The sequence below is a fragment of the Streptococcus infantis genome (assembly GCF_000963255.1).
GTDB lineage: Bacteria > Bacillota > Bacilli > Lactobacillales > Streptococcaceae > Streptococcus > Streptococcus nidrosiense.
Genome location: NZ_JYOV01000005.1, coordinates 41,499 through 68,171, shown reverse-complemented (window position 1 = coordinate 68,171; position 26,673 = coordinate 41,499). Strand labels below are relative to the sequence as shown.

The 26,673-nt window shown below is 41.1% G+C and carries 25 protein-coding genes; 20 read left to right on the top strand and 5 right to left on the bottom strand.

Translation table 11 applies throughout. From position 1 onward, the window contains the following. Nucleotides 1-101: 101 nt before the first annotated feature. On the top strand, nt 102-6,404 hold the full coding sequence (locus TZ96_RS01970; protein ID WP_052696533.1) for an SIALI-17 repeat-containing surface protein: 6,303 nt from the start codon (nt 102-104) through the stop codon (nt 6,402-6,404). Between the two features lie 313 nt (nt 6,405-6,717). Here the strand turns inward: TZ96_RS01970 and TZ96_RS01965 are convergent, their stop codons facing one another. Then, nucleotides 6,718-7,563: a MurR/RpiR family transcriptional regulator gene (locus TZ96_RS01965; RefSeq protein WP_045762681.1), complete on the bottom strand. Its 846-nt coding sequence runs from the start codon at nt 7,561-7,563 to the stop codon at nt 6,718-6,720. Nucleotides 7,564-7,752: 189 nt separating this feature from the next. On the opposite strand from TZ96_RS01965, the gene pbp2b reads away from it, so the two are divergent. The 8 genes from pbp2b (at nt 7,753) to rpsI (ending at nt 15,492) form a co-directional block, all read left to right on the top strand. After that, a complete protein-coding gene (gene pbp2b, locus TZ96_RS01960; RefSeq protein WP_045762680.1) occupies nt 7,753-9,795 on the top strand; it encodes a penicillin-binding protein PBP2B in 2,043 nt (680 codons plus the stop codon). A gap of 10 nt (nt 9,796-9,805) precedes the next feature. Beyond that, nucleotides 9,806-10,402: a recombination mediator RecR gene (gene recR / locus TZ96_RS01955; protein ID WP_000966747.1), complete on the top strand. Its 597-nt coding sequence runs from the start codon at nt 9,806-9,808 to the stop codon at nt 10,400-10,402. A gap of 176 nt (nt 10,403-10,578) precedes the next feature. Then, entirely contained in the window at nt 10,579-11,622 is a 1,044-nt protein-coding gene (locus TZ96_RS01950) for a D-alanine--D-alanine ligase (RefSeq protein ID WP_045762679.1), read from the top strand. A gap of 53 nt (nt 11,623-11,675) precedes the next feature. Next, nucleotides 11,676-13,049, top strand: a complete 1,374-nt coding sequence (locus TZ96_RS01945; protein WP_045762678.1) for a UDP-N-acetylmuramoyl-tripeptide--D-alanyl-D-alanine ligase — start codon at nt 11,676-11,678, stop codon at nt 13,047-13,049. Further along, complete coding sequence (locus TZ96_RS01940; RefSeq protein WP_045762677.1) at nt 13,036-13,647, top strand: NUDIX hydrolase; 612 nt, start codon at nt 13,036-13,038, stop codon at nt 13,645-13,647. Before TZ96_RS01945 ends, TZ96_RS01940 begins: the two co-directional genes overlap by 14 nt. Nucleotides 13,648-13,767: 120 nt before the next feature. Continuing rightward, a complete protein-coding gene (locus TZ96_RS01935; protein WP_045762676.1) occupies nt 13,768-14,475 on the top strand; it encodes a TIGR02206 family membrane protein in 708 nt (235 codons plus the stop codon). A gap of 159 nt (nt 14,476-14,634) precedes the next feature. Beyond that, a complete protein-coding gene (gene rplM, locus TZ96_RS10405) occupies nt 14,635-15,081 on the top strand; it encodes a 50S ribosomal protein L13 (protein ID WP_001044622.1) in 447 nt (148 codons plus the stop codon). Between the two features lie 18 nt (nt 15,082-15,099). After that, on the top strand, nt 15,100-15,492 hold the full coding sequence (gene rpsI / locus TZ96_RS10400) for a 30S ribosomal protein S9 (RefSeq protein ID WP_000075973.1): 393 nt from the start codon (nt 15,100-15,102) through the stop codon (nt 15,490-15,492). A 109-nt stretch (nt 15,493-15,601) separates the two neighbouring features. Here rpsI and TZ96_RS01920 read toward each other — a convergent pair whose 3' ends face one another. Continuing rightward, entirely contained in the window at nt 15,602-15,793 is a 192-nt protein-coding gene (locus TZ96_RS01920; RefSeq protein WP_045762675.1) for an integrase, read from the bottom strand. Nucleotides 15,794-15,914: 121 nt separating this feature from the next. Here TZ96_RS01920 and TZ96_RS01915 point away from each other — a divergent pair, with 121 nt between their 5' ends. The 5 genes from TZ96_RS01915 to TZ96_RS01895 all read left to right on the top strand — a co-directional run bounded on the left by TZ96_RS01915 (nt 15,915) and on the right by TZ96_RS01895 (nt 19,308). Next, a complete protein-coding gene (locus tag TZ96_RS01915) occupies nt 15,915-16,427 on the top strand; it encodes a GNAT family N-acetyltransferase (protein WP_045762674.1) in 513 nt (170 codons plus the stop codon). Nucleotides 16,428-16,572: 145 nt separating this feature from the next. Beyond that, nucleotides 16,573-17,259 carry an XRE family transcriptional regulator gene (locus tag TZ96_RS01910; protein ID WP_045762673.1) on the top strand — a complete coding sequence of 229 codons (687 nt, stop codon included), beginning with the start codon at nt 16,573-16,575 and terminating at the stop codon, nt 17,257-17,259. A 3-nt stretch (nt 17,260-17,262) separates the two neighbouring features. Continuing rightward, the gene (locus tag TZ96_RS01905) at nt 17,263-18,678 is read left to right on the top strand and encodes a Y-family DNA polymerase (protein ID WP_045762672.1); all 1,416 of its coding nucleotides are present in this window, start codon (nt 17,263-17,265) and stop codon (nt 18,676-18,678) included. Beyond that, on the top strand, nt 18,675-19,037 hold the full coding sequence (locus tag TZ96_RS01900; RefSeq protein ID WP_045762671.1) for a hypothetical protein: 363 nt from the start codon (nt 18,675-18,677) through the stop codon (nt 19,035-19,037). The genes TZ96_RS01905 and TZ96_RS01900 overlap by 4 nt, the downstream gene beginning before the upstream one ends. Next, nucleotides 19,030-19,308, top strand: coding sequence for a DUF5960 family protein (locus TZ96_RS01895; RefSeq protein WP_045762670.1), 279 nt, complete (start codon nt 19,030-19,032; stop codon nt 19,306-19,308). Before TZ96_RS01900 ends, TZ96_RS01895 begins: the two co-directional genes overlap by 8 nt. A gap of 146 nt (nt 19,309-19,454) precedes the next feature. On the opposite strand, the gene TZ96_RS01890 is transcribed toward TZ96_RS01895, so the two are convergent. From TZ96_RS01890 to TZ96_RS01880, 3 genes are read right to left on the bottom strand one after another with little or no spacing between them, the layout of a single operon-like run. Next, nucleotides 19,455-20,183, bottom strand: a complete 729-nt coding sequence (locus TZ96_RS01890) for a membrane protein (RefSeq protein WP_045762669.1) — start codon at nt 20,181-20,183, stop codon at nt 19,455-19,457. A 15-nt stretch (nt 20,184-20,198) separates the two neighbouring features. After that, nucleotides 20,199-20,894: an ABC transporter ATP-binding protein gene (locus tag TZ96_RS01885; protein ID WP_045762668.1), complete on the bottom strand. Its 696-nt coding sequence runs from the start codon at nt 20,892-20,894 to the stop codon at nt 20,199-20,201. A gap of 3 nt (nt 20,895-20,897) precedes the next feature. Further along, nucleotides 20,898-21,263 carry a GntR family transcriptional regulator gene (locus tag TZ96_RS01880; RefSeq protein WP_000119157.1) on the bottom strand — a complete coding sequence of 122 codons (366 nt, stop codon included), beginning with the start codon at nt 21,261-21,263 and terminating at the stop codon, nt 20,898-20,900. A gap of 139 nt (nt 21,264-21,402) precedes the next feature. Here TZ96_RS01880 and nrdR point away from each other — a divergent pair, with 139 nt between their 5' ends. The 6 genes from nrdR (at nt 21,403) to TZ96_RS10900 (ending at nt 26,396) form a co-directional block, all read left to right on the top strand. Continuing rightward, a complete protein-coding gene (gene nrdR / locus TZ96_RS01875) occupies nt 21,403-21,876 on the top strand; it encodes a transcriptional regulator NrdR (RefSeq protein WP_001203674.1) in 474 nt (157 codons plus the stop codon). Then, the gene (locus TZ96_RS01870) at nt 21,877-23,043 is read left to right on the top strand and encodes a DnaD domain protein (protein WP_045762667.1); all 1,167 of its coding nucleotides are present in this window, start codon (nt 21,877-21,879) and stop codon (nt 23,041-23,043) included. It begins immediately after the preceding gene. Next, nucleotides 23,044-23,940, top strand: coding sequence for a primosomal protein DnaI (gene dnaI / locus TZ96_RS01865; RefSeq protein WP_045762666.1), 897 nt, complete (start codon nt 23,044-23,046; stop codon nt 23,938-23,940). Next, entirely contained in the window at nt 23,937-24,650 is a 714-nt protein-coding gene (locus tag TZ96_RS01860; RefSeq protein WP_045762665.1) for an NADPH-dependent oxidoreductase, read from the top strand. Before dnaI ends, TZ96_RS01860 begins: the two co-directional genes overlap by 4 nt. A gap of 13 nt (nt 24,651-24,663) precedes the next feature. After that, on the top strand, nt 24,664-25,974 hold the full coding sequence (gene der / locus TZ96_RS01855; RefSeq protein WP_045762664.1) for a ribosome biogenesis GTPase Der: 1,311 nt from the start codon (nt 24,664-24,666) through the stop codon (nt 25,972-25,974). Between the two features lie 83 nt (nt 25,975-26,057). Next, nucleotides 26,058-26,396: a hypothetical protein gene (locus TZ96_RS10900; protein ID WP_045762663.1), complete on the top strand. Its 339-nt coding sequence runs from the start codon at nt 26,058-26,060 to the stop codon at nt 26,394-26,396. Nucleotides 26,397-26,673: the final 277 nt, after the last annotated feature.

The window sequence follows — 26,673 nt, the reverse complement described above, 5'->3', positions numbered from 1 at the left end:
TCAGAGAAAGAATTTTAAGCTAGGGAATCAAACAAAAAATGTCGCCAGCTAAAGCTGGGCTTGGGCAGTAGCTGACTGCTCTAGAAGATTAGGAGTATTTGATGAAACAATATTTTTTAGAAAAAGGTCGAATATTTAGTATTCGTAAACTGACTGTTGGTGTTGCTTCTGTAGCAGTCGGTCTTGCTTTTTTTGCATCTGGTAATGTTGCGGCTAGTGAACTTGTGACAGAACCAAAACTTGAAGTAGATAGTCAAGCAAAAGAAGTGGCAGATGTAGATCATGAAAAAGAAGAAGCAGTCAAAGAAGAAGTAACTGAAAAAACAGAACCTGCTGTCGAGAAGGTGGCAGAGGAAGGAAAAACTGCTGAAGTGGCTAGTGATTTACTCCCTGAAGAAATCCCTGATCGTGCTTATCCTGATACACCAGTGAAAAAAATGGATACTGCAGCTATTGTTTCAGAGAAAGAAAGTCCACAAGTAGAGACTAAGAGCATTTTGAAACCTACAGAAGCAGCTCCATCTGAAGCTGGAAAAGAAAATAGAGCCATTATCAATGGCGGACAAGACCTTAAGCATATCAATTATGACGGTCAACCAGCTACATCTGCTACTATGGTTTATTCAATCTTTAGCTCACCTTTGGCCAATGGCGGTAGTCAGCGATACCTTAACTCAGGTTCAGGTATCTTTGTTGCTCCAAATGTCATCTTGACAGTGGCCCACAACTTCTTAGTCAAGGATGCGGATACTAATGCGGGATCTATCCGTGGTGGTGATACGGCTAAGTTCTACTACAATGTAGGTTCAAATACTGCTAAGAATAATTCTTTGCCAAGCTCAGGAAATACTGTTTTGTTCAAGGAAAAGGATATTCATTTCTGGAATAAAGAAAAATTCGGTGAAGGCTATAAGAATGACCTAGCCTTGGTTGTAGCTCCAGTTCCACTTTCAATTGCAAGTCCAAATAAGGCAGCTACCTTTACTCCTTTAGCAGAACATCGAGAATACAAAGCTGGAGAACCTGTTAGCATCATCGGTTACCCTACAGATTCAACTTCTCCAGAATTGAAGGAACCAATTGTTCCAGGTCAATTGTATAAGGCGGACGGTGTTGTTAAAGGTACTGAAAAGTATGATGATAAGGGAACAGTTGGTGTCACTTATCGTTTGACTTCTGTATCAGGTCTTTCAGGTGGTGGAATTATCAACGGTGATGGTAAGGTCATTGGGATCCACCAACGTGGAACTGTCGATAATGCAAACATTGCTGAAAAAGATCGCTTTGGAGGAGGGCTTGTCCTCTCACCAGAACAATTAGCATGGGTCAAAGAAATCATTGACAAATACGGTGTTAAAGGTTGGTATCAAGGCGATAACGGCAATCGTTATTACTTCACTCCAGAGGGAGAAATGCTTCGAAATAAGACAGCTGTTATCGGTGAAAACAAATATTCCTTCGATGAAAGTGGTGTAGCGACTCTTCTTGAAGGTGTTGATTATGGACGAGTTGTTGTCGAACACCTAGACCAAAATGATAATCCAGTCAAAGAAAACGATACTTTTGTTGAAAAGACAGAAGTTGGAACTCAGTTCGACTATAACTATAAAACAGAAATTGAAAAGACTGACTTCTTCAAGAAGAATAAAGAAAAATATGAGATTGTATCGATTGACGGCAAAACTGTCAATAAGCAACTAAAAGACGCTTGGGAAGATGATTATAGTGTTGTGAGCAAGGCTCCTGCAGGAACTCGCGTTATCAAGGTTGTTTATAAGGTCAATAAAGGTTCCTTTGACGTTCATTATCGTTTGAAAGGTACCGACCAAGAATTAGCAACTGCGACTGTGGATAATAACGATGGTAAAGAATATGAAGTTTCCTTTGTTCACAGATTCCAAGCCAAAGAAATTGCAGGCTACCGTGCAGTCAAGGCAAGCCAAGAAGCAACAATCCAACATAAAGGAGTGAACCAAGTTATTTTTGAATACGAAAAAATTGAAGATCCAAAACCAGTAACTCCTGCAACTCCAGTAGTGGATCCAAAAGACGAAGAAACAGAAATTGGAAACTATGGACCACTACCAAGCAAGGCCCAATTGGACTACCATAAAGAAGAATTAGCTGCCTTCATCCACTATGGTATGAATACCTATACCAACTCTGAGTGGGGTAACGGTAGAGAAAATCCTCAAAACTTTAACCCAACTAACCTTGATACAGACCAGTGGATTAAGACTTTGAAGGATGCTGGATTCAAACGAACAATCATGGTTGTCAAACACCACGACGGTTTTGTGATTTATCCATCTAAATACACAGACCATACGGTAGCTGCAAGTCCATGGAAAGACGGTAAAGGTGACCTTCTCGAAGAAATCTCTAAATCAGCAACGAAATATGACATGAATATGGGTGTTTACCTATCACCATGGGATGCCAATAACCCTAAATATCATGTTTCAACTGAAAAAGAGTACAACGAATACTACCTCAACCAGCTCAAGGAAATCCTTGGCAATCCTAAATACGGAAATAATGGTAAATTTATCGAAGTCTGGATGGATGGAGCGCGTGGTAGCGGAGCTCAAAAAGTAACCTACACCTTTGACGAATGGTTCAAGTACATTAAGGAAGCTGAAGGAGATATCGCTATCTTCTCTGCTCAACCAACAAGTGTCCGTTGGATCGGTAATGAACGTGGTATCGCTGGAGATCCAGTTTGGCATAAGGTTAAGAAAGCTAAGATCACTGACGATGTGAAGAATGAATATCTCAACCATGGAGACCCAGAAGGAGATATGTACTCTGTCGGTGAAGCAGACGTTTCTATTCGTTCAGGTTGGTTCTACCATGACAATCAACAACCAAAATCAATCAAAGATTTGATGGATATCTACTTCAAGTCTGTTGGTCGTGGAACGCCACTTCTCCTCAATATTCCACCAAATAAAGAAGGTAAATTCGCAGACGCAGACGTCGCTCGCTTGCAAGAATTCCGAGCAACCTTGGATCAAATGTATGCGACTGACTTCGCCAAGGGAGGAACTGTCACTGCAAGCTCTACTCGTAAGAATCACTTGTATCAAGCAAGCAACCTAACAGATGGTAAGGATGATACTAGTTGGGCATTGTCAAATGATGCCAAGACAGGTGAATTTACTGTGGATCTCGGTCAAAAGAGACGCTTTGACGTAGTCGAACTCAAAGAAGATATTGCTAAAGGTCAACGCATCTCTGGATTTAAGGTTGAAGTTGAGCTCAATGGTCGCTGGGTTCCATATGGAGAAGGTTCGACTGTTGGTTATCGTCGTCTCGTCCAAGGTCAACCTGTGGAAGCACAAAAGATTCGTGTGACTATCACGAATTCACAAGCAACTCCTATTTTGACAAACTTCTCTGTTTATAAGACACCAAGTAGTATCGAAAAAACAGACGGCTATCCTCTAGGCTTGGATTACCATTCAAATACAACAGCTGATAAAGCAAATACAACCTGGTATGACGAATCTGAAGGTGTCCGTGGAACATCCATGTGGACCAATCAAAAAGATGCTAGCGTAACCTACCGTTTCAATGGAACTAAGGCTTATGTCGTATCTACAGTGGATCCAAATCACGGTGAAATGTCAGTTTATGTGGATGGTCAAAAGGTTGCAGACGTACAAACTAATAATGCGGCTCGTAAACGTAGCCAGATGGTTTATGAAACAGATGACTTGGCTCCAGGTGAACACACCATCAAACTCGTCAACAAAACTGGCAAAGCTATTGCAACTGAAGGTATCTACACGCTCAATAATGCTGGTAAAGGTATGTTTGAGTTGAAAGAAACTACCTATGAAGTTCAAAAAGGCCAACCAGTTACTGTAACCATTAAACGTGTTGGTGGTAGCAAAGGAGCTGCAACAGTCCATGTCGTGACTGAACCAGGAACAGGGGTTCACGGTAAGGTTTATAAGGATACAACAGCTGATTTGACCTTCCAAGAAGGTGAAACAGAAAAGACTTTGACAATTCCAACAATTGACTTTACGGAGCAAGCTGACTCTATCTTTGACTTCAAAGTGAAAATGACGAGTGCTTCAGATGAGGCTTTGCTTGGCTTTGCTTCAGAAGCGACGATTCGAGTGATGAAAGCTGAATTGCTTCAAAAAGATCAAGTCAGTCATGATGATCAGGCCAGTCAACTTGACTATAGCCCAGGTTGGCACCATGAAACCAATTCATCAGGTAAATACCAAAACACTGAGTCTTGGGCGTCATTTGGTCGTTTAACGGAAGAGCAAAAGAAAAATGCTAGTGTAACAGCCTACTTCTACGGTACAGGTTTAGAAATTAAAGGTTTTGTAGACCCAGGTCATGGTATCTACAAGGTGACGTTAGACGGTAGAAGAGTCGAGTATCAAGATGGTCTAGGTAATGCGTCTGAATACAACGGTAAGAAGTACTTCAGTGGTACAGCTGCCACACGTCAAGGTGATCAGACTCTCGTTCGTCTAACAGGACTTGAAGAGGGATGGCATGCTGTAACCTTGCAATTGGATCCAAAACGTAATGATACTACGAAAAATATTGGTATCCAAGTTGACCAGTTTATCACTCATGGAGAAGATAGTGCTCTTTATACCAAAGAAGAGTTGCTTCAAACTATGAAGAACTGGAAGGATGAATTGGATAAATTTGACCAAACAAGCTTGAAGAACACTCCAGAGGCACGTCAAGCTTTCAAGTCAAACTTGGACAAATTATCAGAGCAACTTTCAGCAAGTGATGCTAAACCACAAGAAGTTCTCAAAACAGCTACAGCCCTGCAAACGATCCTTGATAAGGAAGAAAACTACGGTGTCGAAGAAACACCAGCTCAACCAGAAGAGCCTAACTATGATAAGGCTATGGCAAGTCTAGCAGAGGCCATCCAAAACAAGACCAAAGAACTAGGTGATGATAAGGAAGCTAAGAAGAAACTAGTTGAGTTATCAGAGCAAGCTCTTACTGCTATCGAGGCAGCTAAGACTCAGGATGCGGTAGACAAAGCCTTGCAAGCAGCTCTAACTTCTATCAATCAGCTTCAAGCAACTCCGAAAGAGGAACCAAAACCAGAGCAACCAGCCCAACCAGAAGAGCCTAACTATGATAAGGCTATGGCAAGTCTGGCAGAGGCCATCCAAAACAAGAGCAAGGAACTAGGTGATGATAAGGAAGCCAAGAAGAAACTAGTTGAGTTATCAGAGCAAGCTCTTACTGCTATTGAGGCAGCTAAGACTCAGGATGCGGTAGACAAAGCCTTGCAAGCAGCTCTAACTTCTATCAACCAACTTCAAGCGACTCCAAAAGAGGAACCAAAACCAGAGCCACCAGCACAGCCGGAAGAGCCTAAGATTGACTATGATAAGGCTATGGCAAGTTTGGCAGAAGCCATTCAAAACAAGAGCAAGGAACTAGGCAGCGATAAAGAAGCTAAGAAGAAACTAGTTGAGTTGTCAGAAAAGGCTCTTACTGCTATCGAAGCAGCTAAAAGTCAGGATGCAGTTGATAAGGCCTTGCAAGCAGCTCTAACTTCTATCAACCAGCTTCAAGCAACTCCGAAAGAGGAAGAAAAACATTCAAATCTTCCGACTGAAGGTGTTAAAGAATTGAACTTTAGTCAACCAAGCCTTGAGGTAGTAGAAGAAGTTCTCAACTTCAAGACTGTTAAACGAGAAGATCCAACTCTTCCAGAAGGTGAAACTCGCGTAACTCAGGTAGGTCGCGCAGGCAAGGAACGTATCTTAACAGAAGTAGCACCAGATGGAAGCCGTACTAAAAAACTTAGCGAAGTTCTTGAAGCAGCACAAGATGAGATTGTGCTAGTCGGAACTAAGAAAGAAGAATCAGGCAAAACAGAGGCAGCTATCCATGAAGTGCCAGAGTTTACTGGTGGTGTAAATGGTTCAGAAGCAGCTATCCATGAAGTACCAGAGTTTACTGGTGGTGTAAATGGCTCTGAGGCAGCTATCCATGAAGCACCAGAGTTTACTGGTGGTGTGAATGGTTCAGAAGCAGCTATCCATGAAGTACCAGAGTTTACTGGTAGTGTGAATGGCTCTGAAGCAGCTGTCCACAGAGTTCCAAACTTTGAAGGAGGAGTTCCTGGTGGAGCAGCACCTATCCATCAAGTTCCAGGATTTACTGGTGGTGTAAATGGTTCAGAAGCAGCTATTCATGAAGTCGCTACACACAAGGATGAACAGTCGCAAGTGGCTCAGGCAATATCACCAGATAAGACTTATCAAGCACCTGCAAATCGTCAAAATATTCTCCCTGAAACAGGCGCTAAAGAAACTGCTACCCTTGCAAGCTTGGGAGCTGTAGGAGCACTTCTTGGTCTAGCTGCAATGGGAAAGAAAAAAGAAGACGAATAGAATCTATCAAACTCAAGCAATACTGTTGAGGAAGTATAGATTTTGTGGAAATTATTGCAGAATATTAAAGAAACTACTGTAATAACTGTCCAAACTTTAGAGATTGAAACCAATAACTAATCTCAATTATAAAAAGTGAGCAAAACGAGTTTTCTGAGAATCGGAATTCCGTCTTGCTCGCTTTTTTATATCAAGAATTAGGTGTAGAGTTCTATGTTCACAAGTCATCAGTTATAGGACTTGAGCAAACTAAAAACCAGCGACTTTAATCGCTGGTTGCTGATGTGATTGTTCACTTGATAGGGATGAAGGCTTATCTAGACCTTCTATTTCTACGATAGCCATTTAGTTTTTTATTTTCCCAATAACTGTTAAAGATTTTTTCTTTACTTTCACGATCAATTTCTAGGAAATAAGCATAGAGTAGATCGATTAAGATCAACATAGGAAGTTGGGCAGAAATACGTTGGATATAGGAAGCCTGACTCTGGCTTGCTACCAGTACAGTTTCTGTAAATGCCTGAGTTTCCTTGCTAGGCGTACTAGTAAAAAGAACAGTTTTAGCCCCCATATCTTGAGCGTCTAGTAGACTGTCAATGATGGATGGAGTTGTTCCTGAAAGGGAAAAGCCAAAGACCAAACATTTTTCATCGATGATACTGGTTGTCCAGGCGAAACCATCTGGATCTGTCAAAGCCTCACAAACGACTCCAAGTCTCATGAAACGCAATTTCATCTCACGTGCAACGAGGCCAGAACTTCCAGTCCCAAAAAAATAGACGCGTTCTGATTGATCAATCATTTGGGCAATGCGCTCCAGTTGGTCATCATCAATCAATTCTTGTGTCATTTCTCGGATGTTTGTATAGCTCCTCAAGACTCTTTGGGTCAAAGGATTCATATCCTGTTGTGGGACGGAAAGGGTATCCCTTTGTTGTTGGTATTTGAAAATAAATTCCCGATAACCCGTAAAGCCACATTTTTTGGCAAAACGGGTGAGAGCAGCCTGTGAAATATGAAGTTTTTGTGTGACCTGCTGAGAAGACAAGTCATCGTGAATGGTATCTGCCTGCAAAAAATAGCGGGCAATCTCTTGCTCTAAATCGGTCATTTCTTCAAAGTGAAGATCAATAATCGTAGAGATATCTTGCTTGTTCATGGGCCTCCCTTGTAGTTATTGGTTAAAATTTTTATCAATGAAATCTATAAAATAGCGCTTACTTTAATTATACCACAGTTGCTTTGTTTTTTGGATAAAAAGGAAAAGTCTTTTCTTTTTCCATAATTTTCTCTTCAAATTATGGTACAATGGAAATTGAGATTTTGATTAGAAATGAGACTGATTTGTATGAGAAAATTCAATAGCCATTCGATACCGATTCGGCTTAATTTATTGTTTGCAATCGTCATTTTGCTTTTCATGACCATTATTGGTCGCTTGCTCTATATGCAAGTTTTGAACAAGGATTTTTATGAAGCTAAGCTAGCATCTGCTAGCCAAACTAGGGTAACAACGGGCTCTGCTCGTGGAGAAATCTATGACGCGGCTGGAAAACCCTTGGTAGAAAATACCGTTAAACAAGTAGTAGCTTTCACACGAAGCAATAAGATGACAGCTACTGATTTAAAGGATATTTCCACTAAACTCTTAACGTATGTAACAGTTACCTCGCCAGATTTGACAGAACGTCAAATGGCTGATTATTATCTAGCAGATCCAGCTGTCTATAAAAAAACGGTAGAGGCCCTTCCTAAGGATAAACGTTTTGATTCTGATGGAAATCAGTTGTCTGAAGCTCAACTTTATAACAATGCTGCTGAGAGTATCACTTCTGATCAACTGAACTATTCAGAGGATGAAAAGAAGGTTATCTACCTCTTTAACCAGCTCAATGCAGTTGGTAATTTTGCGACAGGGAATATTCAAACCGATCCATTAAGTGACACACAGGTGGCCATCATTGCTTCAGCTTCCAAGGAATTACCTGGTATTAGCATTTCAACTTCGTGGGATAGAAAGGTTTTAGAAACCTCGCTTTCATCTATCGTTGGAAGTGTCTCTAGTGAGAAATCAGGTCTTCCAGCTGAGGATGTGGATGCTTATTTGCAAAAAGGCTATTCACTTAATGACCGTGTTGGAACTTCTTATCTGGAGAAACAATACGAAGAGGTTTTACAAGGGAAGCGCACAGTAAAAGAAATCCATCTCGATAAATATGGTGATATGGAGAGTGTGGAAAATGTCGAAGAAGGTAGCAAGGGCAAAAACATTAAATTGACCATTGATTTGACCTTCCAAGACAGTGTGGATAATCTTCTGAAAAGTTACTTCAGTTCGGAACTTTCAAATGGTGGAGCAAAATATTCTGAAGGTGTCTATGCAGTAGCGCTCAATCCTAAGACTGGTGCTGTGTTAGCTATGTCAGGGATTAAACATAATCTGGAAACGGGTGACTTAACCTCAGACTCGCTGGGGACTGTGACCAATGTCTTTGTTCCAGGTTCTGTCGTTAAAGCGGCTACCATCAGCTCGGGATGGGAAAATGGTGTTCTTAAGGGGAACCAGACCTTGACAGACCAACCAATCGTTTTCCAAGGATCCCCAGCTATCAATTCTTGGTATACTCTTGCTTACGGTTCCTTCCCGATTACAGCAGTCGAGGCTTTGGAATACTCATCCAATACCTATATGATTCAAACTGCCCTAGGAATGATGGGGCAAACCTATCAACCGGATATGACAGTTAAGACCGACCAACTAGAATCTGCCATGAGAAAACTACGCGCAACTTTTGGTGAGTATGGTTTGGGTGCTGCTACAGGGATTGATTTGCCAGAGGAATCAACAGGATTTATTCCTAAAAAATTTGACTTGGCTAATTATCTGTATAATGCTTTCGGACAGTTTGATAACTACACACCAATGCAGTTGGCCCAGTATGTGGCAACAATTGCTAATAATGGTGTTCGCTTGGCTCCTCATATCGTAGAAGGAGTCTATGATAATAATGAGCAAGGTGGTCTAGGAAATTTGATTCAGCAAACAACTAGCACTGAAATGAATAAAATCAATATTTCTGAGTCAGATATGGCCATCCTACAAAAAGGATTTTACCAAGTGTCGCACGGAACAAGTGCCCTTACGACAGGTCGTCCTCTTTTAAATGGGGCAACTGTCTCTATCAGTGGTAAGACGGGTACAGCCGAAAGTTATGTAGCCGATGGTCAAAAAGCCACCAATACCAATGCGGTTGCCTATGCTCCATCGGATAACCCTCAGATTGCAGTTGCAGTTGTCTTCCCGCATAATACCAATCTCAGCAATACGATCGGACCTTCGATTGCTCGAGATATTATCAATTTGTACAACCAACACCATCCAATGAACTAGAAAGGAAGCCATGCTTTACCCAACACCTATTGCTAAGTTGATTGACAGCTATTCTAAACTTCCAGGTATCGGGATTAAGACAGCGACCCGACTGGCCTTTTACACCATTGGGATGTCTGATGACGACGTCAATGAATTTGCAAAAAATCTCCTTGCAGCTAAACGAGAACTGACCTATTGTTCAATCTGCGGACGTTTGACGGATGATGATCCTTGTTCCATCTGTACCGATCCTAGTCGAGATCAGTCAACGATTCTGGTTCTGGAGGATAGCCGCGATGTCGCTGCTATGGAAAATATCCAAGAATACCACGGACTATATCATGTCTTGCACGGTTTGATTTCCCCTATGAATGGGATTAGCCCAGATGACATCAATCTTAAAAGTCTCATGACTCGTCTTATGGATAGCGAGGTTTCAGAGGTCATTGTAGCCACCAATGCCACTGCTGATGGTGAGGCGACTTCCATGTATATCTCTCGACTTCTTAAACCTGCAGGGATCAAGGTTACTCGTCTAGCGCGAGGTCTAGCAGTGGGAGCTGATATCGAGTATGCAGATGAAGTAACACTCTTAAGAGCCATCGAAAATCGTACCGAACTCTAGTCTGTAAGGTTAAGGATAGATGCAATGAACTAGCAGATAATCATTTAAAAGTATAAAGAGACTGAATCTCATTTTGATTTGGTCTCTTTTCTTGTTTTTTGCTGTACAAGTTTAAAAAAAAGGACAAATGTGATATACTAAAGGACGAGTATTCTATTAGAATTGGAACAAATCATATGAAACAAACAATTATTCTATTATATGGTGGACGCAGTGCAGAACGTGAAGTGTCTGTCTTGTCAGCTGAGAGTGTCATGCGTGCGGTCAACTATGATCGTTTCACAGTCAAAACCTTCTTTATCAGCCAGTCCGGTGATTTTATCAAAACCCAAGAATTTACCCAAACTCCTGGACAAGATGAACATCTCATGACCAATGAAACGATTGATTGGGACAAGAAAATTGCTCCAAGTGCTATCTACGAAGAAGGAGCGGTTGTTTTTCCAGTTCTTCATGGACCTATGGGAGAAGATGGTTCTGTTCAAGGTTTCTTAGAAGTCTTGAAAATGCCTTATGTCGGTTGTAACATCCTATCTTCAAGCCTTGCCATGGATAAAATCACAACTAAGCGCGTTTTGGAGTCTGCTGGGATTGCCCAAGTTCCTTACGTAGCGATTGTTGAAGGGGATGACTTGGCTTCTAAGATTGCTGAAGTTGAAGAAAAATTAACCTATCCAGTCTTTACTAAACCATCCAATATGGGATCTAGTGTCGGTATTTCTAAGTCTGAAAATAAAGAAGAACTCCATCAAGCTTTAGAGCTTGCCTTCAAGTACGATAGTCGTGTCTTGGTAGAACAAGGAGTCAATGCACGTGAAATCGAAGTTGGTCTCTTAGGGAACTATGATGTTAAGAGCACGCTACCTGGTGAAGTTGTCAAAGACGTAGCCTTCTATGACTATGAAGCCAAGTATATCGATAACAAGATTACTATGGATATCCCAGCTAAGATTAGTGATGATGTAGTAGCAGTCATGCGTAAAAATGCAGAAACTGCCTTCCGTGCTATTGGTGGACTTGGCTTATCACGTTGTGATTTCTTCTATACAGATAAGGGAGAAGTTTTCCTAAACGAGCTTAACACTATGCCTGGATTTACCCAATGGTCTATGTATCCCTTGCTTTGGGACAATATGGGGATTAGCTATCCAGAACTAATCGAGCGTTTGGTTGACCTTGCTAAAGAAAGCTTTAATAAACGTGAAGCGCACCTATTGTAAAGATAGCTATAAGGGCGGGGAAGGACTCCTTGCCCCTTTTTAAAGGAGTAAATATGAAACTTACGATTCACGAAGTTGCGCGTGTCGTCGGTGCAAAAAATGATGTGACTAGCTATGTGGATAGTCCACTAGTTAAGGCAGAGTTTGATAGTCGATTGATTTCTGAGGGGGATTTGTTTATTCCTCTCAAGGGAGCGCGTGATGGTCATGACTTTATCGAGACAGCTTTTGAAAATGGCGCTGCTTTAACCTTATCAGAGAAGGAAGTAGAAGGCCATCCTTACATTTTAGTAGAGGATGTTTTGGTAGCCTTTCAAGCTCTTGCATCCTATTACCTTCAAAAGATTGGTGTCGATGTCTTTGCTGTCACAGGTTCAAATGGGAAGACTACGACCAAGGATATGTTGGCTCATTTGCTTTCAACAAGCTACAAAACCTACAAAACACAAGGGAACTACAATAATGAGATTGGCCTTCCCTACACGGTTCTCCATATGCCAGATGATACCGAAAAGCTGGTCTTGGAAATGGGGCAGGATCACCTAGGAGATATCCATCTTTTGTCTGAATTGGCTCATCCAAAAACAGCAATTGTGACCTTGGTTGGAGAAGCTCATTTGGCCTTCTTCAAGGACCGTTCTGAAATTGCAAAAGGGAAATTACAAATCGCTGATGGGATGGAAAAGGGTTCCTTACTTTTGGCGCCAGCTGATCCTATTGTAGAGGATTATCTACCTGCTGATCAAAAAGTAGTTCGTTTTGGTCCAGGTGCAGAACTCGAAATTACAGAATTGATTGAGCGTAAGGATAGCTTAACCTTCAAGGCCAATTTCTTAGAGCAGGCTCTTGACTTGCCAGTAACAGGTAAGTACAATGCGACTAATGCCATGATTGCATCTTATGTTGCTCTTCAAGAAGGAGTGACTGAGGAGCAAATCCGTCAAGCTTTCCAAAATCTAGAATTGACCCGCAATCGTACCGAGTGGAAAAAAGCAGCCAACGGTGCGGATATCCTATCAGATGTCTACAATGCAAATCCAACAGCTATGAAGTTGATTTTGGAGACTTTTTCAGCCATCCCAGCCAATGAAGGTGGCAAGAAACTCGCAGTTCTGGCGGACATGAAAGAACTTGGAGACCAGTCTGTTCAACTTCATAATCAGATGATTTTGAGCATTACACCCGATGCCCTTGATACCGTAATTTTCTACGGTGAAGACATTGCTGAATTGGCTCAACTAGCCAGTCAAATGTTCCCAATTGGTCATGTTTACTACTTCAAGAAAACAGCTGACGAAGATCAGTTTGAAGCTATGGTCAATCAGGTTAAGGAGAGTCTTGGCGCACATGACCAGATTCTGCTTAAAGGTTCGAACTCTATGAATCTAGCCAAGCTAGTAGAAAGCCTAGAAAATGAGCACAACTGATTTCGCCAAAGCTATTCAGAGAATGTTAGCTATCACTGATACTGGGTTGACCTATTCCAAGGATCCTTATGACCGTGAACGTTATGAGGATTTACGTCAGATTTTATGGAGTGTCTTGCAGGATCAAACGGAGCTCGATCAAGAGGAATTGACTGCAATTTTAAAACCAACAGGTAGCTATGCAACTCCTTTGATGGATGTAAGGGCATGGATTGTTCAAAATCAGAAGATTTGCCTGGTTAGAGGGCAAGGAGAGGATACTTGGGCATTACCTGGTGGCTTTTGCGAGGTAGGATATTCTCCCAAGGAAAATATCCGAAAAGAAGTTCAGGAAGAAACAGGCTTTTCTGCAGAAGTAGGCTCTTTATTAGCGGTTTTTGATACCAATCGCTTTCAACTTCAGAACAAACAGTATGCCAAGTTCGTCTTTGACTGTCACTTATTAGATGGACAATTTCAAGAAAATCAAGAAATTGCAGAACTTGAATTTTTTAATATCAAGAATCTCCCTCCCCTATCTGAAAAACGGATAACCCAAGAACAAATGGAAATTCTATGGCAGGTCTATCAGGGTGAGCGGGAACAATATGTCGATTAGAAGCTTTGTTTTATATTAAGATCGACAGTTTCTTTTACACAAAATTATATGAAATAAATGTAAGCTAGGCTCTATAGAGATGAGTAAGGGGCCTGCTTATATGAAAATGAGGAAAGTTACATGAATGTTTGGGATGCTTTATTTAGCACGCAGCCGACGGAGCCACCCCAGTTTGACCTTCTTTGGTATGGAAGTCTATTTACCTTATTAGCATTGACTGTGTTTCTTGCCTATCGTTATGGTGAGAAAAAGGCCTGTCAGCGATTTTTCCAGATTTTACAGGCGGTACAGCTAATCCTGCTCTACGGATGGTATTTAGTAAATCAGATGCCTCTAACTGAAAGTCTACCCCTTTATCATTGCCGTTTGGCTATGTTTGTAGTGCTTTTGACCCCGGGTGTCTCTAGAGTCAAACAGTATTTTGCTGTGCTGGGAACCTTTGGAACTTTGGCAGCTTTTATTTATCCAGTGCCAGATCCCTATCCCTTCCCCCACATTGCTATCCTGTCCTTTGTTTTCGGTCACTTAGCCCTTCTTGGAAATTCCTTGATTTATCTCTTGAAGGACTACGATGCTAGCTTATTGGACTTCAAACGAACCCTAATCATCACATCTTCCCTTAATGCTGTGATTTTTGTGGTTAATCTAATGACGGGTGGAGATTATGGCTTTTTGACAAAACCGCCATTGGTTGGAGACCACGGTCGTCTGATCAATTATCTTGTGGTTACGCTATTCCTGACTTGTGCCATTTATTTAGTCTCTAAAATTTTTCAGACAATCCTTCAGGAACAGGAAGAAAAAAGGTTGAGAATCTGGCAGAAATAAAAAAATATTTTCCCAATCTCTTGACTTTTATCTGAGAATTTTGATACAATAATAGACGGTATTGTTTACCCCATTTGTAAGGCCCCGGAACCTTTCAAATAACTTGCGGACCGGAACATCCGCCCTGTAAACAAAAACGATATTCATATAGGAGAAATCATGAACAAAACTACATTCATGGCTAAACCAGGCCAAGTAGAACGCAAATGGTACGTTGTTGACGCAACTGATGTACCTCTTGGACGCCTTTCAGCAGTTGTTGCTAGCGTACTTCGCGGAAAAAACAAACCAACATTCACACCACACACTGATACAGGTGACTTCGTAATCGTTATCAATGCTGAAAAAGTTAAATTGACTGGTAAAAAAGCATCTGATAAGATCTACTACACTCACTCAAACCACCCAGGTGGATTGAAATCAATCTCTGCTGGTGAACTTCGTTCTAAAAATGCAGTACGTTTGATCGAGAAATCAGTTAAAGGTATGCTTCCACACAATACTCTTGGCCGCGCTCAAGGTATGAAATTGAAAGTATTCGTTGGAGCTGAGCACACTCACGCTGCACAACAACCAGAAGTTCTTGATATTTCAGGACTTATCTAAGGAAAGGAACAATAAAGTATGTCACAAGCACAATATGCAGGTACTGGACGTCGTAAAAACGCTGTTGCACGCGTTCGCCTTGTTCCAGGAACTGGTAAAATCACTGTTAACAAAAAAGATGTTGAAGAGTACATCCCACACGCTGACCTTCGTCTTGTAATCAACCAACCATTCGCAGTTACTTCAACTGTAGGTTCATACGACGTTTTCGTTAACGTTGTAGGTGGTGGATACGCTGGTCAATCAGGAGCTATCCGTCACGGTATCGCTCGTGCCCTTCTTCAAGTAGACCCAGACTTCCGCGATTCATTGAAACGCGCAGGCCTTCTTACACGTGACTCACGTAAAGTTGAGCGTAAGAAACCAGGTCTTAAGAAAGCTCGTAAAGCATCACAATTCTCAAAACGTTAATCAATACGATTATATCAACGTTTACAGACATTCAAGAATTATCTCTTGGATGTCTTTTTTGTTTCAAAAAATCAAAGTTCACCCCAAAATTCACCCCATATTCACCCCATCAATTTTTTAAACTACGAAAAGCAATATCACCTACAGTCTGATTGACTTTATCTTTGATATTAACGTAAGTTTTTGTAATCTCTTTATCACTATGAGTAAGAGCTTCTGAGATGGCTTCAAGAGAAACACCTGCTTGTTTAGCAAGATGTTGGAATTTATGAGGTCCTTGATGGATATTATTTTTCTTCATAAGTATGTTATAATGTAGATACGATATGAAAAAATTAAGATATCTCTTTAAATGCTGTAAATGTCACTTTGTGTGAACATGAGTACATTTGAATTTAGAGAATGATAGGAGATGCTTTACAATGATAAGTTTAGAGCTGATGTCTGAAGAAAATAGCATAGATGTTTATTCTTTTGAAAAAGAAAATCGGGAGTATTTTGAGCGAAGTTTACCTCCTAGACCAGCTCACTATTTTGACTTAGAAGGTTTTAAAGAAATTACAAGGGAATTGTTAAGGGAACAAGAGAATCATGATGTCTATATGCATCTTATTAGAGATGCACAAGGTGTTATGGTTGGAAGAATCAATTTAAGTGTTTTAGGGAAGGATAGAAAAACAGCAGAACTTGGATATAGGATTGGAGAAAATGTTACCAATTTAGGTTATGCAAGTGAAGCGGTTAAACTCGTTTTAGAAAAGGCCTTTACTACTTATGGTTTACATAAAATCATTGCAGGAACGGCAACAGGCAATCTGGCCTCTCAGAGAGTGCTTTTAAAAAATGGTTTTACCTTTAGTAAAATCATAGAAAATGACTTTCAAATGCATAACGAGTGGATTCATACGGCAGTATTTGAGACAAGGAATCTATAGCATCATCATTACCAGTCGTTTGCCAAACCTCAATATTTCTAGTAGACATTCGTCTACTTTTTTTATATAATAAAACTAAACCAAAACGGTTGAAATTTAGAAATAGAATCAACCTACGATGAAACATCACACTAGGAGGGAAGTCATGTACCAACCAGAAAAACTTAAGGCTCGGAGAAAAGAGCTAAAGCTAACACAGAAGGAAATTGCAGAGCAGCTTGGCATTAGTTTTCAGGCTTATTCGGCTTGGGAACGTGGTGTCAAGGAGCCTTCTAAAGAGAAGGTTTCACAACTAGAAGAGATTTTAAAAGTACCAAAAGGTTATTTCACCCAAATTGAGATTGTTCGTATCTATAATAGCCTCTCTAGCCAAGGGAAAGAAAAGGTGGTAGTCTATGCTCGCAACCTGGTTCAAGAAGAACAAGCTAAGAAGGTAACGGCAATGCCAGAAAAACTTTTCGAGTATCATGTCTATGAACGCATGTCGGCGGGTATTGGAGCTTCAGTTTATGATGATCGAAACTTTGACACGGTTTACTTTAATGAAGAACTAGCTCACGATTTTGCTTCCTGGGTCTCTGGAGATTCTATGGAACCCAAGTATCAAAATGGTTCAGTGGCTCTGATTCGAGAGACTGGATTTGATTATGACGGTGCTGTCTATGCAGTGGTTTGCAACAACCAGACCTATATCAAACGGGTCTATCGAGAGGCAGAAGGTTTACGTCTGGTCTCAATCAATCCTAAATACAAGGATATTTTTATCTCCTATGAGGAAGATCCGAGGATTGTAGGCATTATCGTGGGTAATTTTGTACCGATGGAGGGATAGGCTATGGGCTACTTTGATTATTCCAGAGAGCCCAAAAGTGATATTGCCTTTATCGATATGAAGTCCTTTTATGCCAGTGTTGAGTGTGTGGAAAGAGGACTTCATCCTCTTAAAACCTCCCTTTGTGTCATGAGTCGAGCGGATAATTCTGTTGGGCTTATTCTTGCCTCCTCACCTATGTTCAAAAAGGTCTTTGGGAAAGCAAATGTAGGCCGTGCTTATGACCTGCCCTTTGATATTAAGACGCGTAAATTTTCCTACTACAATGCCAAAAAACAAGGCCTACCAACAGATCCAACCTACGTAAAATTTATCGAGGATTGGGCTCAAGTGACCGTCATTGTCCCTCCTCGGATGGATAAGTATATCGCAGTTAATATGGAAATTCAGCGCATTTTCCAGAATTATGCCAGTCCAGATGATATTTATCCCTACTCTATTGATGAAGGTTTCATTGACCTGACCAGTTCGCTCAATTATTTTATCCCAGACCAGCAGATTTCTCGCAAAGATAAGCTGGATATGCTTTCGGCTCGTATCCAGAGGGATATCTGGCGGCAAACAGGGATTTACTCGACGGTCGGCATGTCTAATGCCAATCCTCTGCTTGCTAAGCTGGCTTTGGATAATGAAGCCAAGCGAACACCAACTATGCGAGCCAACTGGTCTTACCAAGATGTGGAAGATAAGGTCTGGTCCATTCCAAAGATGACCGATTTTTGGGGGATTGGACATCGGATGGAGAAGCGCTTGAATGCCTTAGGGATTCGTTCAATTAAGGAATTGGCCAATAGCAATCCTGACGTTCTGAAGAAAGAACTTGGTCAAGCTGGACTTCGCTTATGGTTTCATGCCAATGGGATTGACGAGAGTAATGTTCATAAACCCTATAAGCCAAAATCTCATGGTCTGGGCAATTCGCAAATTTTACCGAGAGATTATGTTAAGCAGCGAGATATCGAAATTATACTCCGAGAGATGGCTGAGCAGGTGGCTATCAGGCTTCGAAGAGCTAGTAAAAAGGCGACAGTGGTATCTATTCATCTTGGTTTTTCTAAGCAGGAACAAAAACGCTCCATCCATACCCAGATGAAGATTGAGCCGACCAATAACACCAGTATTTTGGTCAGCTATGTATTGAAATTATTCCATAGTAAATACACTTCTGGTGCTGTTAGGAGTGTTGCCGTTAGTTATTCAGGATTTGTGGACGAATCCTTTGCTTTGATTTCGCTTTTTGATGATGTTGATAAGCTAGAAAAAGAAGAAAGGCTCCAGACGGCCATTGATTCTATTCGAGAGCAATTCGGATTTACTTCTCTCTTGAAGGCGACTGCCTTAGAGGATGCATCGAGAAGTATTGCCAGAAGTAAGCTGATCGGAGGGCATTCTGCTGGAGGATTAGATGGACTCAAATGATTGATCGTTCTTACTTACCTTTTCAATCCGCGAGGGACTACCAGGATCCAGGAATGCAGAAGTGGATGGGATTTTTCTTATCGGAGCATACGAGTTCACTCAGTGAAGAAAAAAATAGTGTCGATTTGTCGACTGATTTGACTCCAGTTGAGAAGTTGTTACTGCTTTCCCAACTATACGTCGGACGACTAAGAGGTTCTTTTGTGGTCAAGGAGAACAATCATAAAAGCACGATATTGGGTGAAGTAAGAGAATTATCTCCTCAAGAAATCTCTGTTAAAACGGATGAGGGTTATAGATTGATAAGGGTAGATGATATTCTCGCAATCCAATTATGTCAGGAGGAAGTTCATGACTAGAAAAGAGCTATATGAAAATAAATTGCAGATGGATTATTTCTCAGATGACTACATTCGTTTCGAGGAAGATTTTCAAAGGTATTCTGCCATGAATGTACCCCTGACTTTCCTGATTGACGACATTCTACGAACCATGGCCATCAACCAAAAGAACTACTTTGTCTTAAACAAGGAAAATGCCAAAGATGGTAGGGAGCATCGATTTTATTTTAGGGTGAAGATGTTCGAAAATAAAGCCGTTAGAGGTTTTAAGTATACTTTTTGTATTTAGACAACGAAGATGCTAGGATAAAAGTCTTTAAAATCAAAAAAACGCATACTATCAGGTATTGAAAAAACTTGATAATATACGTTTTATCATAGAAAGATCTATTTCATTTTCTATTAAAATTAAGTTATTGTCCAGCCGTCGATTGATTATTGCAGATTAACTTTATTTTTCAAGATATAGTAGGTTCCGAGATAGAAGGCTGCGCTGAGGATTAGGTCTTTAAAGATTTCAGCGGACATCATCATGCTATAATTCAAGCTTGGACTAAACATGTCGACAAATCCAAGGACTATGTGGATAACAATATAGGCTAAGACAGCGAGGGCTGTACGGTATTCATTAAAGAGCTGTCCAATTGAAATAGACAAGTAGATGCAAAGGATGCCTGCTACAGTGCTTATGAAAAATGAAATCAAGGTTAACCAGAAATTCTCGATATAATGTACGAATAAGTAATCAAAAAAGTAGGAATCAACCATATTTGGGTCAATGGTTGCAAAGATAATATAAATACTTAGGAAAAAAACTGCTGAACTGATTATAGACCAAATGAAGGCTCCCAAGAGTTTGGCTAAGATAATCTGGTGTTCGGAAACTGGCAAGGTCAAAGTGAGATAGCCTTGGCGATCGTAGACACTACCCTTGAAGCGACGGATGATCAAAATCAAGGTTGAAATACTTAAGGTAATAAGTAGTCCACCAAAAACTAGAGCCAGAAAAACTAACATAATCATTTGTTGATCGGGAGTATCGATAGATTTTAGGGAACTAGCTTGAGCCCCGATAAGGACAGAAAGTGCCAGTACAGCACCATAGAGGGCTAAATACCATTTGTTAACATTTTTAAATTCATAACGAACTAAATTCCAAAACATAATAATCTCCTTTAACTAGGCTTTGAATTCGTGGCGGAAGAGTTGGTCGATAGACTCTCCAGACTCATAGCGAATATCATCCACATTTCCTTGACGGACGACTTTTCCATCCTTTAGGAAGATAATTTCATCCAAGATTGGTTCAATATCTGAAATCAAGTGGGTTGAAATCAAGACAGTCGAAGTTGGAGAGTAGTTGTTGATGATAGTGTTCAAAATATAGTCACGCGCTGCGGGATCGACACCACCGATTGGTTCATCAAGGATATACAAACGAGCATCACGACTCATGACCAGAATCAACTGAACCTTTTCTTTGTTCCCTTTTGAGAGTTTCTTGAAACGGCTATTTTCATCGATACCAAGGTCACGAAGAAGACCTTGAGCACGTTCTAGATTGAAATCTTTGTAGAAGGTCTTGAAATAAGTGAGAGCTTCCTTGACCTTCATCTGCTCGTTGAGGTAGGTCGTGTCAGGTAGATAAGACACAATGGCTTTTGTTTCGGGACTAGGCTCCGTATTGTTGATAAGAATACGTCCTTGTTCAGGTTGGAGCAAGCCATTGATCAACTTAATCAAGGTTGTCTTTCCAGAACCATTTGGGCCAAGGAGACCAACAATCTTACCAGCTGGGATTTCAAGGGAAACATTTTTTAGGGCGGGATTTAGTCCATAGGATTTTGAAACATTTTCAAATTCTAATAAGGTCATAGTTTAAACTCCTTCAATATAATCTCTCAAAACAGTCGGTAGTTCTTCTTTTTCATAGCCAAATTCTACCATGCCTGTTACAAACTGTTGCAGCTGTTCTTCTGACAGTTGCTTACGGGATTGGAGGATCAAGTCCAAATCCTCTGTGACAAAGCGTCCAGATGTCCGCTTGGTATAGACAAAGCCTTCTCTCTCCAAGTCCGATAGGGCGCGCTGGATGGTGTTGGGATTGACACCTGCCTCGCTAGCCAATTCTCTAACGGTTGGAAGCTGTTGATTGGGCTCGAGTTTATGAGAAATAATCTGCAATTTGATTTTCTCCATAATCTGCAAATAAATGGGTTTATTGTTATCAAATGTCCAAGACATCACGATCTCCTTTCTAATTACCTTTGTGTTAATTCAATAATACAACAAAACAAAAAACTTGTCAAGCTAAAAGGAGAATTATTTTGGGAATTGTTTAAAAAATGGTATAATGAAAAGAAAACGACAAGGAGGGAAAGGCATGCGTTGTCCAAAATGTGGTGCTACAAAATCAAGTGTGATCGATAGTCGCCAGGCTGAAGAAGGAAATACAATCAGAAGAAGACGTGAGTGTGAAGAGTGTCAGCATCGTTTTACAACCTATGAACGTGTTGAAGAGAGAACACTAGTTGTGGTCAAAAAAGATGGTACACGGGAACAATTTTCAAGAGATAAAATCTTTAACGGGATTATTCGTTCAGCCCAGAAACGTCCAGTGTCCAGTGATGAAATTGGCATGGTGGTCAATCGCATCGAACAAAAACTCCGTAGTCGCAATGAAAATGAAATTCAGAGTGAGGTTATTGGCTCCTTGGTTATGGAAGAGTTAGCAGAGTTAGATGAGATTACTTATGTACGTTTTGCCAGCGTTTACCGTAGCTTTAAGGATGTGAGTGAGCTTGAAAGCCTACTCCAGCAGATTACACAATCCTCTAAAAAGAAAAAGGAAAAATAAATGAAGCCAAATGACCGTTTTTCTTTTGTAAAGAATAATCGGGTGTCGCAAGATACCTCATCAATGGTGCAGTGCTACCTCCCGATTATCGGTCAGGAGGCGCTGAGCCTCTATCTTTATGCTGTGACTTTTTGGGATGGTGGTCAAAAGGAACATCTCTTTGCAGCCATGCTCAATCATCTGAATTTTGGGATGGATACCCTTTTAAAGGCTTTTAAAACTCTGACAGCCATGAAATTGGTGACCCTCTATCAGCAGGGGGAGGCCTATAACTTGTTACTCCATCCTCCCTTATCAACTCAAGAATTTTTACAACATACAGTTTATCGGACCTTGTTAGAAAAAATGATTGGGGATAGTGCGGTTGCAGCCATGAGACAGGCAAGTATTGAGGGAGAGCCTATCTCGGTGGCCTTGAGTCAAATCTTTCCTCAGTTATCTGAGTCTGCGAGTCAAGAAACCTCTAGCAGTCAGCCTGCAGCAGATGATTTTGATTTGGAGCATTTCCGTCAGCTCATGGCTCGTGATGGTCTTCGTTTTCAAGATGAGACTTCGGATGTTTTGGCCTTGTTTGCAATAGCTGATGAGCAGAAATGGACCTGGTTTGAGACTTATCAAGTAGCCAAAGCTACAGCAGTGTCGCAAGTGATTTCTGTCAAACGCATCCGTGAAAAGATAGCGCAAAAGCCTGTGACTTCTGACTTTAGTCCCAAGGAGGCGACCATTATCCGAGAGGCTAAGAAAAAGACAGCCTTGCAGTTCCTTGCTGAGATTAAGCAGACTCGCAAGGGAAATATTACTCAGACTGAACGGGACCTTCTCCAGCAGATGGCAGCCTTGGGTTTGCTGGATGAAGTGATCAATGTTATCTTGCTCCTAACATTTAATAAGGTTGATTCAGCCAATATCAATGAAAAATACGCCATGAAGGTGGCTAATGACTACGCCTATCAAAATATTCGTAGTGCCGAGGAGGCTGTCATCCGTATTCGTGAACGTGGCCAAAAAGCAAAAACGCAAAAGCAGAATCAGACTGCCCCAGCAAAAACCAATGTGCCTAAATGGAGCAATCCTGAATATAAGAATGAAACCAGCGAAGAAACTCGCTTAGAACTAGAACGTAAGAAAAAAGAAATGTTAGCTCGATTAGAAAAAGGAGGAGACTAGATGGAAAGTGTCGGAGACGTACTTAAGCGTCAACCAAGCCGATTTCAGTATCAGGATTTAGTCCAGCAAATTGTGAAAGACCCTGATGTTGCGGCCTTTATCCAGAAAGAATCCCTCAGTCAGGAGGAGTTGAACCGAAGTATTTCCAAGTTTAACCAATACATCACTGAGAGAGATAAGTTCCTCCGAGGAGATACAGACTATATTGCCCGTGGCTACAAGCCTATCCTAATCATGAACCATGGCTATGCAGATGTCTCTTATGAAGAGACTCCGGAGCTAATCGCAGCAGAAAAAGAAGCGGCGATTAAAAACCGTCTCAAGCTAATCAATCTTCCAGCTAGTCTTAAAAAAGCTAGCTTAGCTCAAGTAGATTTGGATGATTTGGGACGCTTGCCAGTTTTTGAAAAGCTCCTAGCCTTTGTGGAGCAATATCCAGCTATTCGAAAAGGTCTCTACTTATATGGAGACTTTGGTGTGGGTAAAAGTTTCATGGCGGCTGCCCTAGCCCATGATTTGTCAGAAAAACGTGGTGTTTCATCAACTCTCCTCCACTATCCTAGTTTTGTCATCGATGTCAAAAATGCCATTGGTGATGGCAATGTTAAGACCTTGGTGGACGAGATTAAGCTGGCTGAAGTTTTGATTTTAGATGATATTGGTGCTGAGCAATCAACAGCTTGGGTGCGTGACGAGATCCTGCAGGTTATCCTCCAATATCGTATGCAGGAAGATTTACCGACCTTTTTCACCTCCAACTTCAACTTTGAAGATTTGGAGAAGCATTTCGCTAAAGGGAAAAACGGAAATGACGAAACCTGGGAAGCTAGACGCGTCATGGAACGCATTCGCTATTTAGCAGAGGAAACCAGACTTGAAGGAGAAAACCGCCGATGACAGAAACAATCAAATTAATGAAGGCTCATACTTCAGTGCGTAGATTTAAGGAGCAAGAGATTCCCCAAGAAGATTTAAATACCATTTTGTCTGCAGGACAAATGGCTTCTTCTTGGAAAAATTTCCAATCCTATTCTGTGATTGTAGTTAGAAGTCAAGAAAAGAAGGATGCCTTATTTGAGTTCGTTCCTCAAGAAGCGATTCGCCAGTCTGCTGCCTTTCTCCTCTTTGTCGGTGACCTGAACCGTGCAGAAAAAGGGACTCGTCTCCATACGGATGTTTTCCAACCTCAAGGGGTGGAAGGACTCCTTATCACTTCGGTAGATGCGGCTTTGGCTGGGCAAAATACCTTGCTTGCGGCAGAAAGCCTAGGCTACGGTGGAGTGATTATCGGTTTGGTGCGTTACAAGTCTGTTGAATTAGCAGAATTGTTTAAGCTTCCAGACTATACCTATCCAGTATTTGGGATTGCACTAGGTGTGCCAAATCAAAAGCATGATGTAAAACCAAGATTGCCACTTGAGAATGTTGTCTTTGAGGAAGAATACCAAGAGCAGTCAACTGAGGATATTGAAGCCTATGACCGTGTACAGACTGAATATGCAGGTGCGCGTGCGACTACAACTTGGAGTCAACGTTTGGCAGAGCAATTCGGCAATCCAGAACCAAGCTCGACTCGAGAAAATCTTGAGCAGAAGAAGTTATTGTAGAAAGTGAGAAAACATGGCCTTACCAACTGTTGCCATTGTGGGACGTCCCAATGTTGGGAAATCAACCCTATTTAACCGTATCGCGGGAGAACGCATCTCAATCGTAGAAGATGTTGAAGGTGTAACGCGAGATCGTATCTATGCCACAGGTGAGTGGCTTAACCGTTCTTTTAGTATGATTGATACTGGGGGGATCGATGATGTCGATGCGCCTTTCATGGAACAAATCAAGCACCAGGCAGAAATTGCCATGGAAGAAGCAGATGTTATCGTCTTTGTCGTGTCTGGTAAAGAAGGAATTACAGATGCGGACGAATACGTTGCCCGTAAACTTTATAAAACTCATAAACCAGTTATCCTAGCCGTTAACAAGGTTGACAACCCAGAGATGCGAAATGATATCTATGATTTCTATGCTCTAGGTTTGGGCGAACCACTACCGATTTCATCTGTTCATGGTATCGGGACAGGGGATGTGCTGGATGCTATTGTGGAAAATCTCCCGCATGAAGTCGAAGAAGAAAATCCAGATGTCATTAAATTCAGCTTGATTGGACGTCCAAATGTCGGAAAATCTAGCTTGATCAATGCCATCTTGGGAGAAGACCGCGTCATTGCTAGCCCTGTAGCTGGTACAACTCGTGATGCCATTGATACCCATTTTACAGATGCTGACGGTCAAGAGTTTACCATGATTGATACTGCTGGTATGCGTAAATCTGGTAAAGTCTATGAAAATACTGAGAAATACTCTGTCATGCGTGCCATGCGTGCTATTGACCGTTCAGATGTAGTCTTGATGGTCCTCAATGCCGAGGAAGGCATCCGTGAGTATGACAAGCGTATCGCAGGTTTTGCCCACGAAGCTGGTAAAGGGATGATCATCGTGGTCAATAAGTGGGATACTCTTGAAAAAGACAACCACACCATGAAAAACTGGGAGGAAGATATCCGTGAGCAGTTCCAATACCTGCCTTACGCACCGATTATCTTTGTATCAGCTTTGACCAAGCAACGTCTCCACAAGTTGCCTGAGATGATTAAGCAAATCAGTGAAAGTCAAAATACACGTATTCCATCAGCTGTCTTGAACGATGTGATTATGGATGCCATTGCCATCAATCCAACACCAACAGACAAAGGGAAGCGCCTTAAGATTTTCTATGCGACCCAAGTGGCAACCAAACCACCAACCTTTGTTATCTTTGTCAACGAAGAAGAACTCATGCACTTCTCTTACTTGCGTTTCTTGGAAAATCAAATCCGCAAGGCCTTTGTCTTTGAAGGAACACCTATTCACCTAATCGCAAGAAAACGTAAATAAAAAAGTAGAATCTGGAATGTCATTTCCAGATTTTTTTGATAGAATTAAGGTAAAGAAAACGCTATCGAAAAGAGGTGTCGATAATGAAACTGTCGTTTAATCAATTGATACTCTTATTTCCTTGCTTTTGCTTTTTCTATTGGATAGACAATGCTGATAGAAACAGTAACTTTTTCCCCATTATCTACTATTTCTACTGGATTTATTTTTCCCTTTTAGCTCTGTTTAGTCTGGATCTGACAATTTTTTCATTCTTATTTTTCCCTATTGTTCTCAAACATGAATCAGATATGAGTGCTTGGGGTGTTTGGTTGCTGTTGATAGTCCTATCTCTAGGCAGTGACTGGCTAGACTACATCTTCTTCAAAAAAATGTTTCGTTTGAGACGGGAGTTAGGGAAATCTAAAGGCGGAAGGCATTGATTTATACTCTTCGAAAATCAAATCCGCAAGGCCTTTGTCTTTGAAGGGACACCTATTCACCTAATCGCAAGAAAACGGAAGTAGTGGTTGTAAAAAAAACGATAGAACATCAAGACTTGTTCTATCGATAATCTACCCCATCAAATCATTTGCAAAAGATGTGAACAGGATTTGGTTTGAAGTATATTATTGAAATTGAAAAAGGATGGAATGATTTTCCATCCTTTTTTATAGCGGAATAAATCAATATTCCTAGGGGGACAATGTTTATACTCAA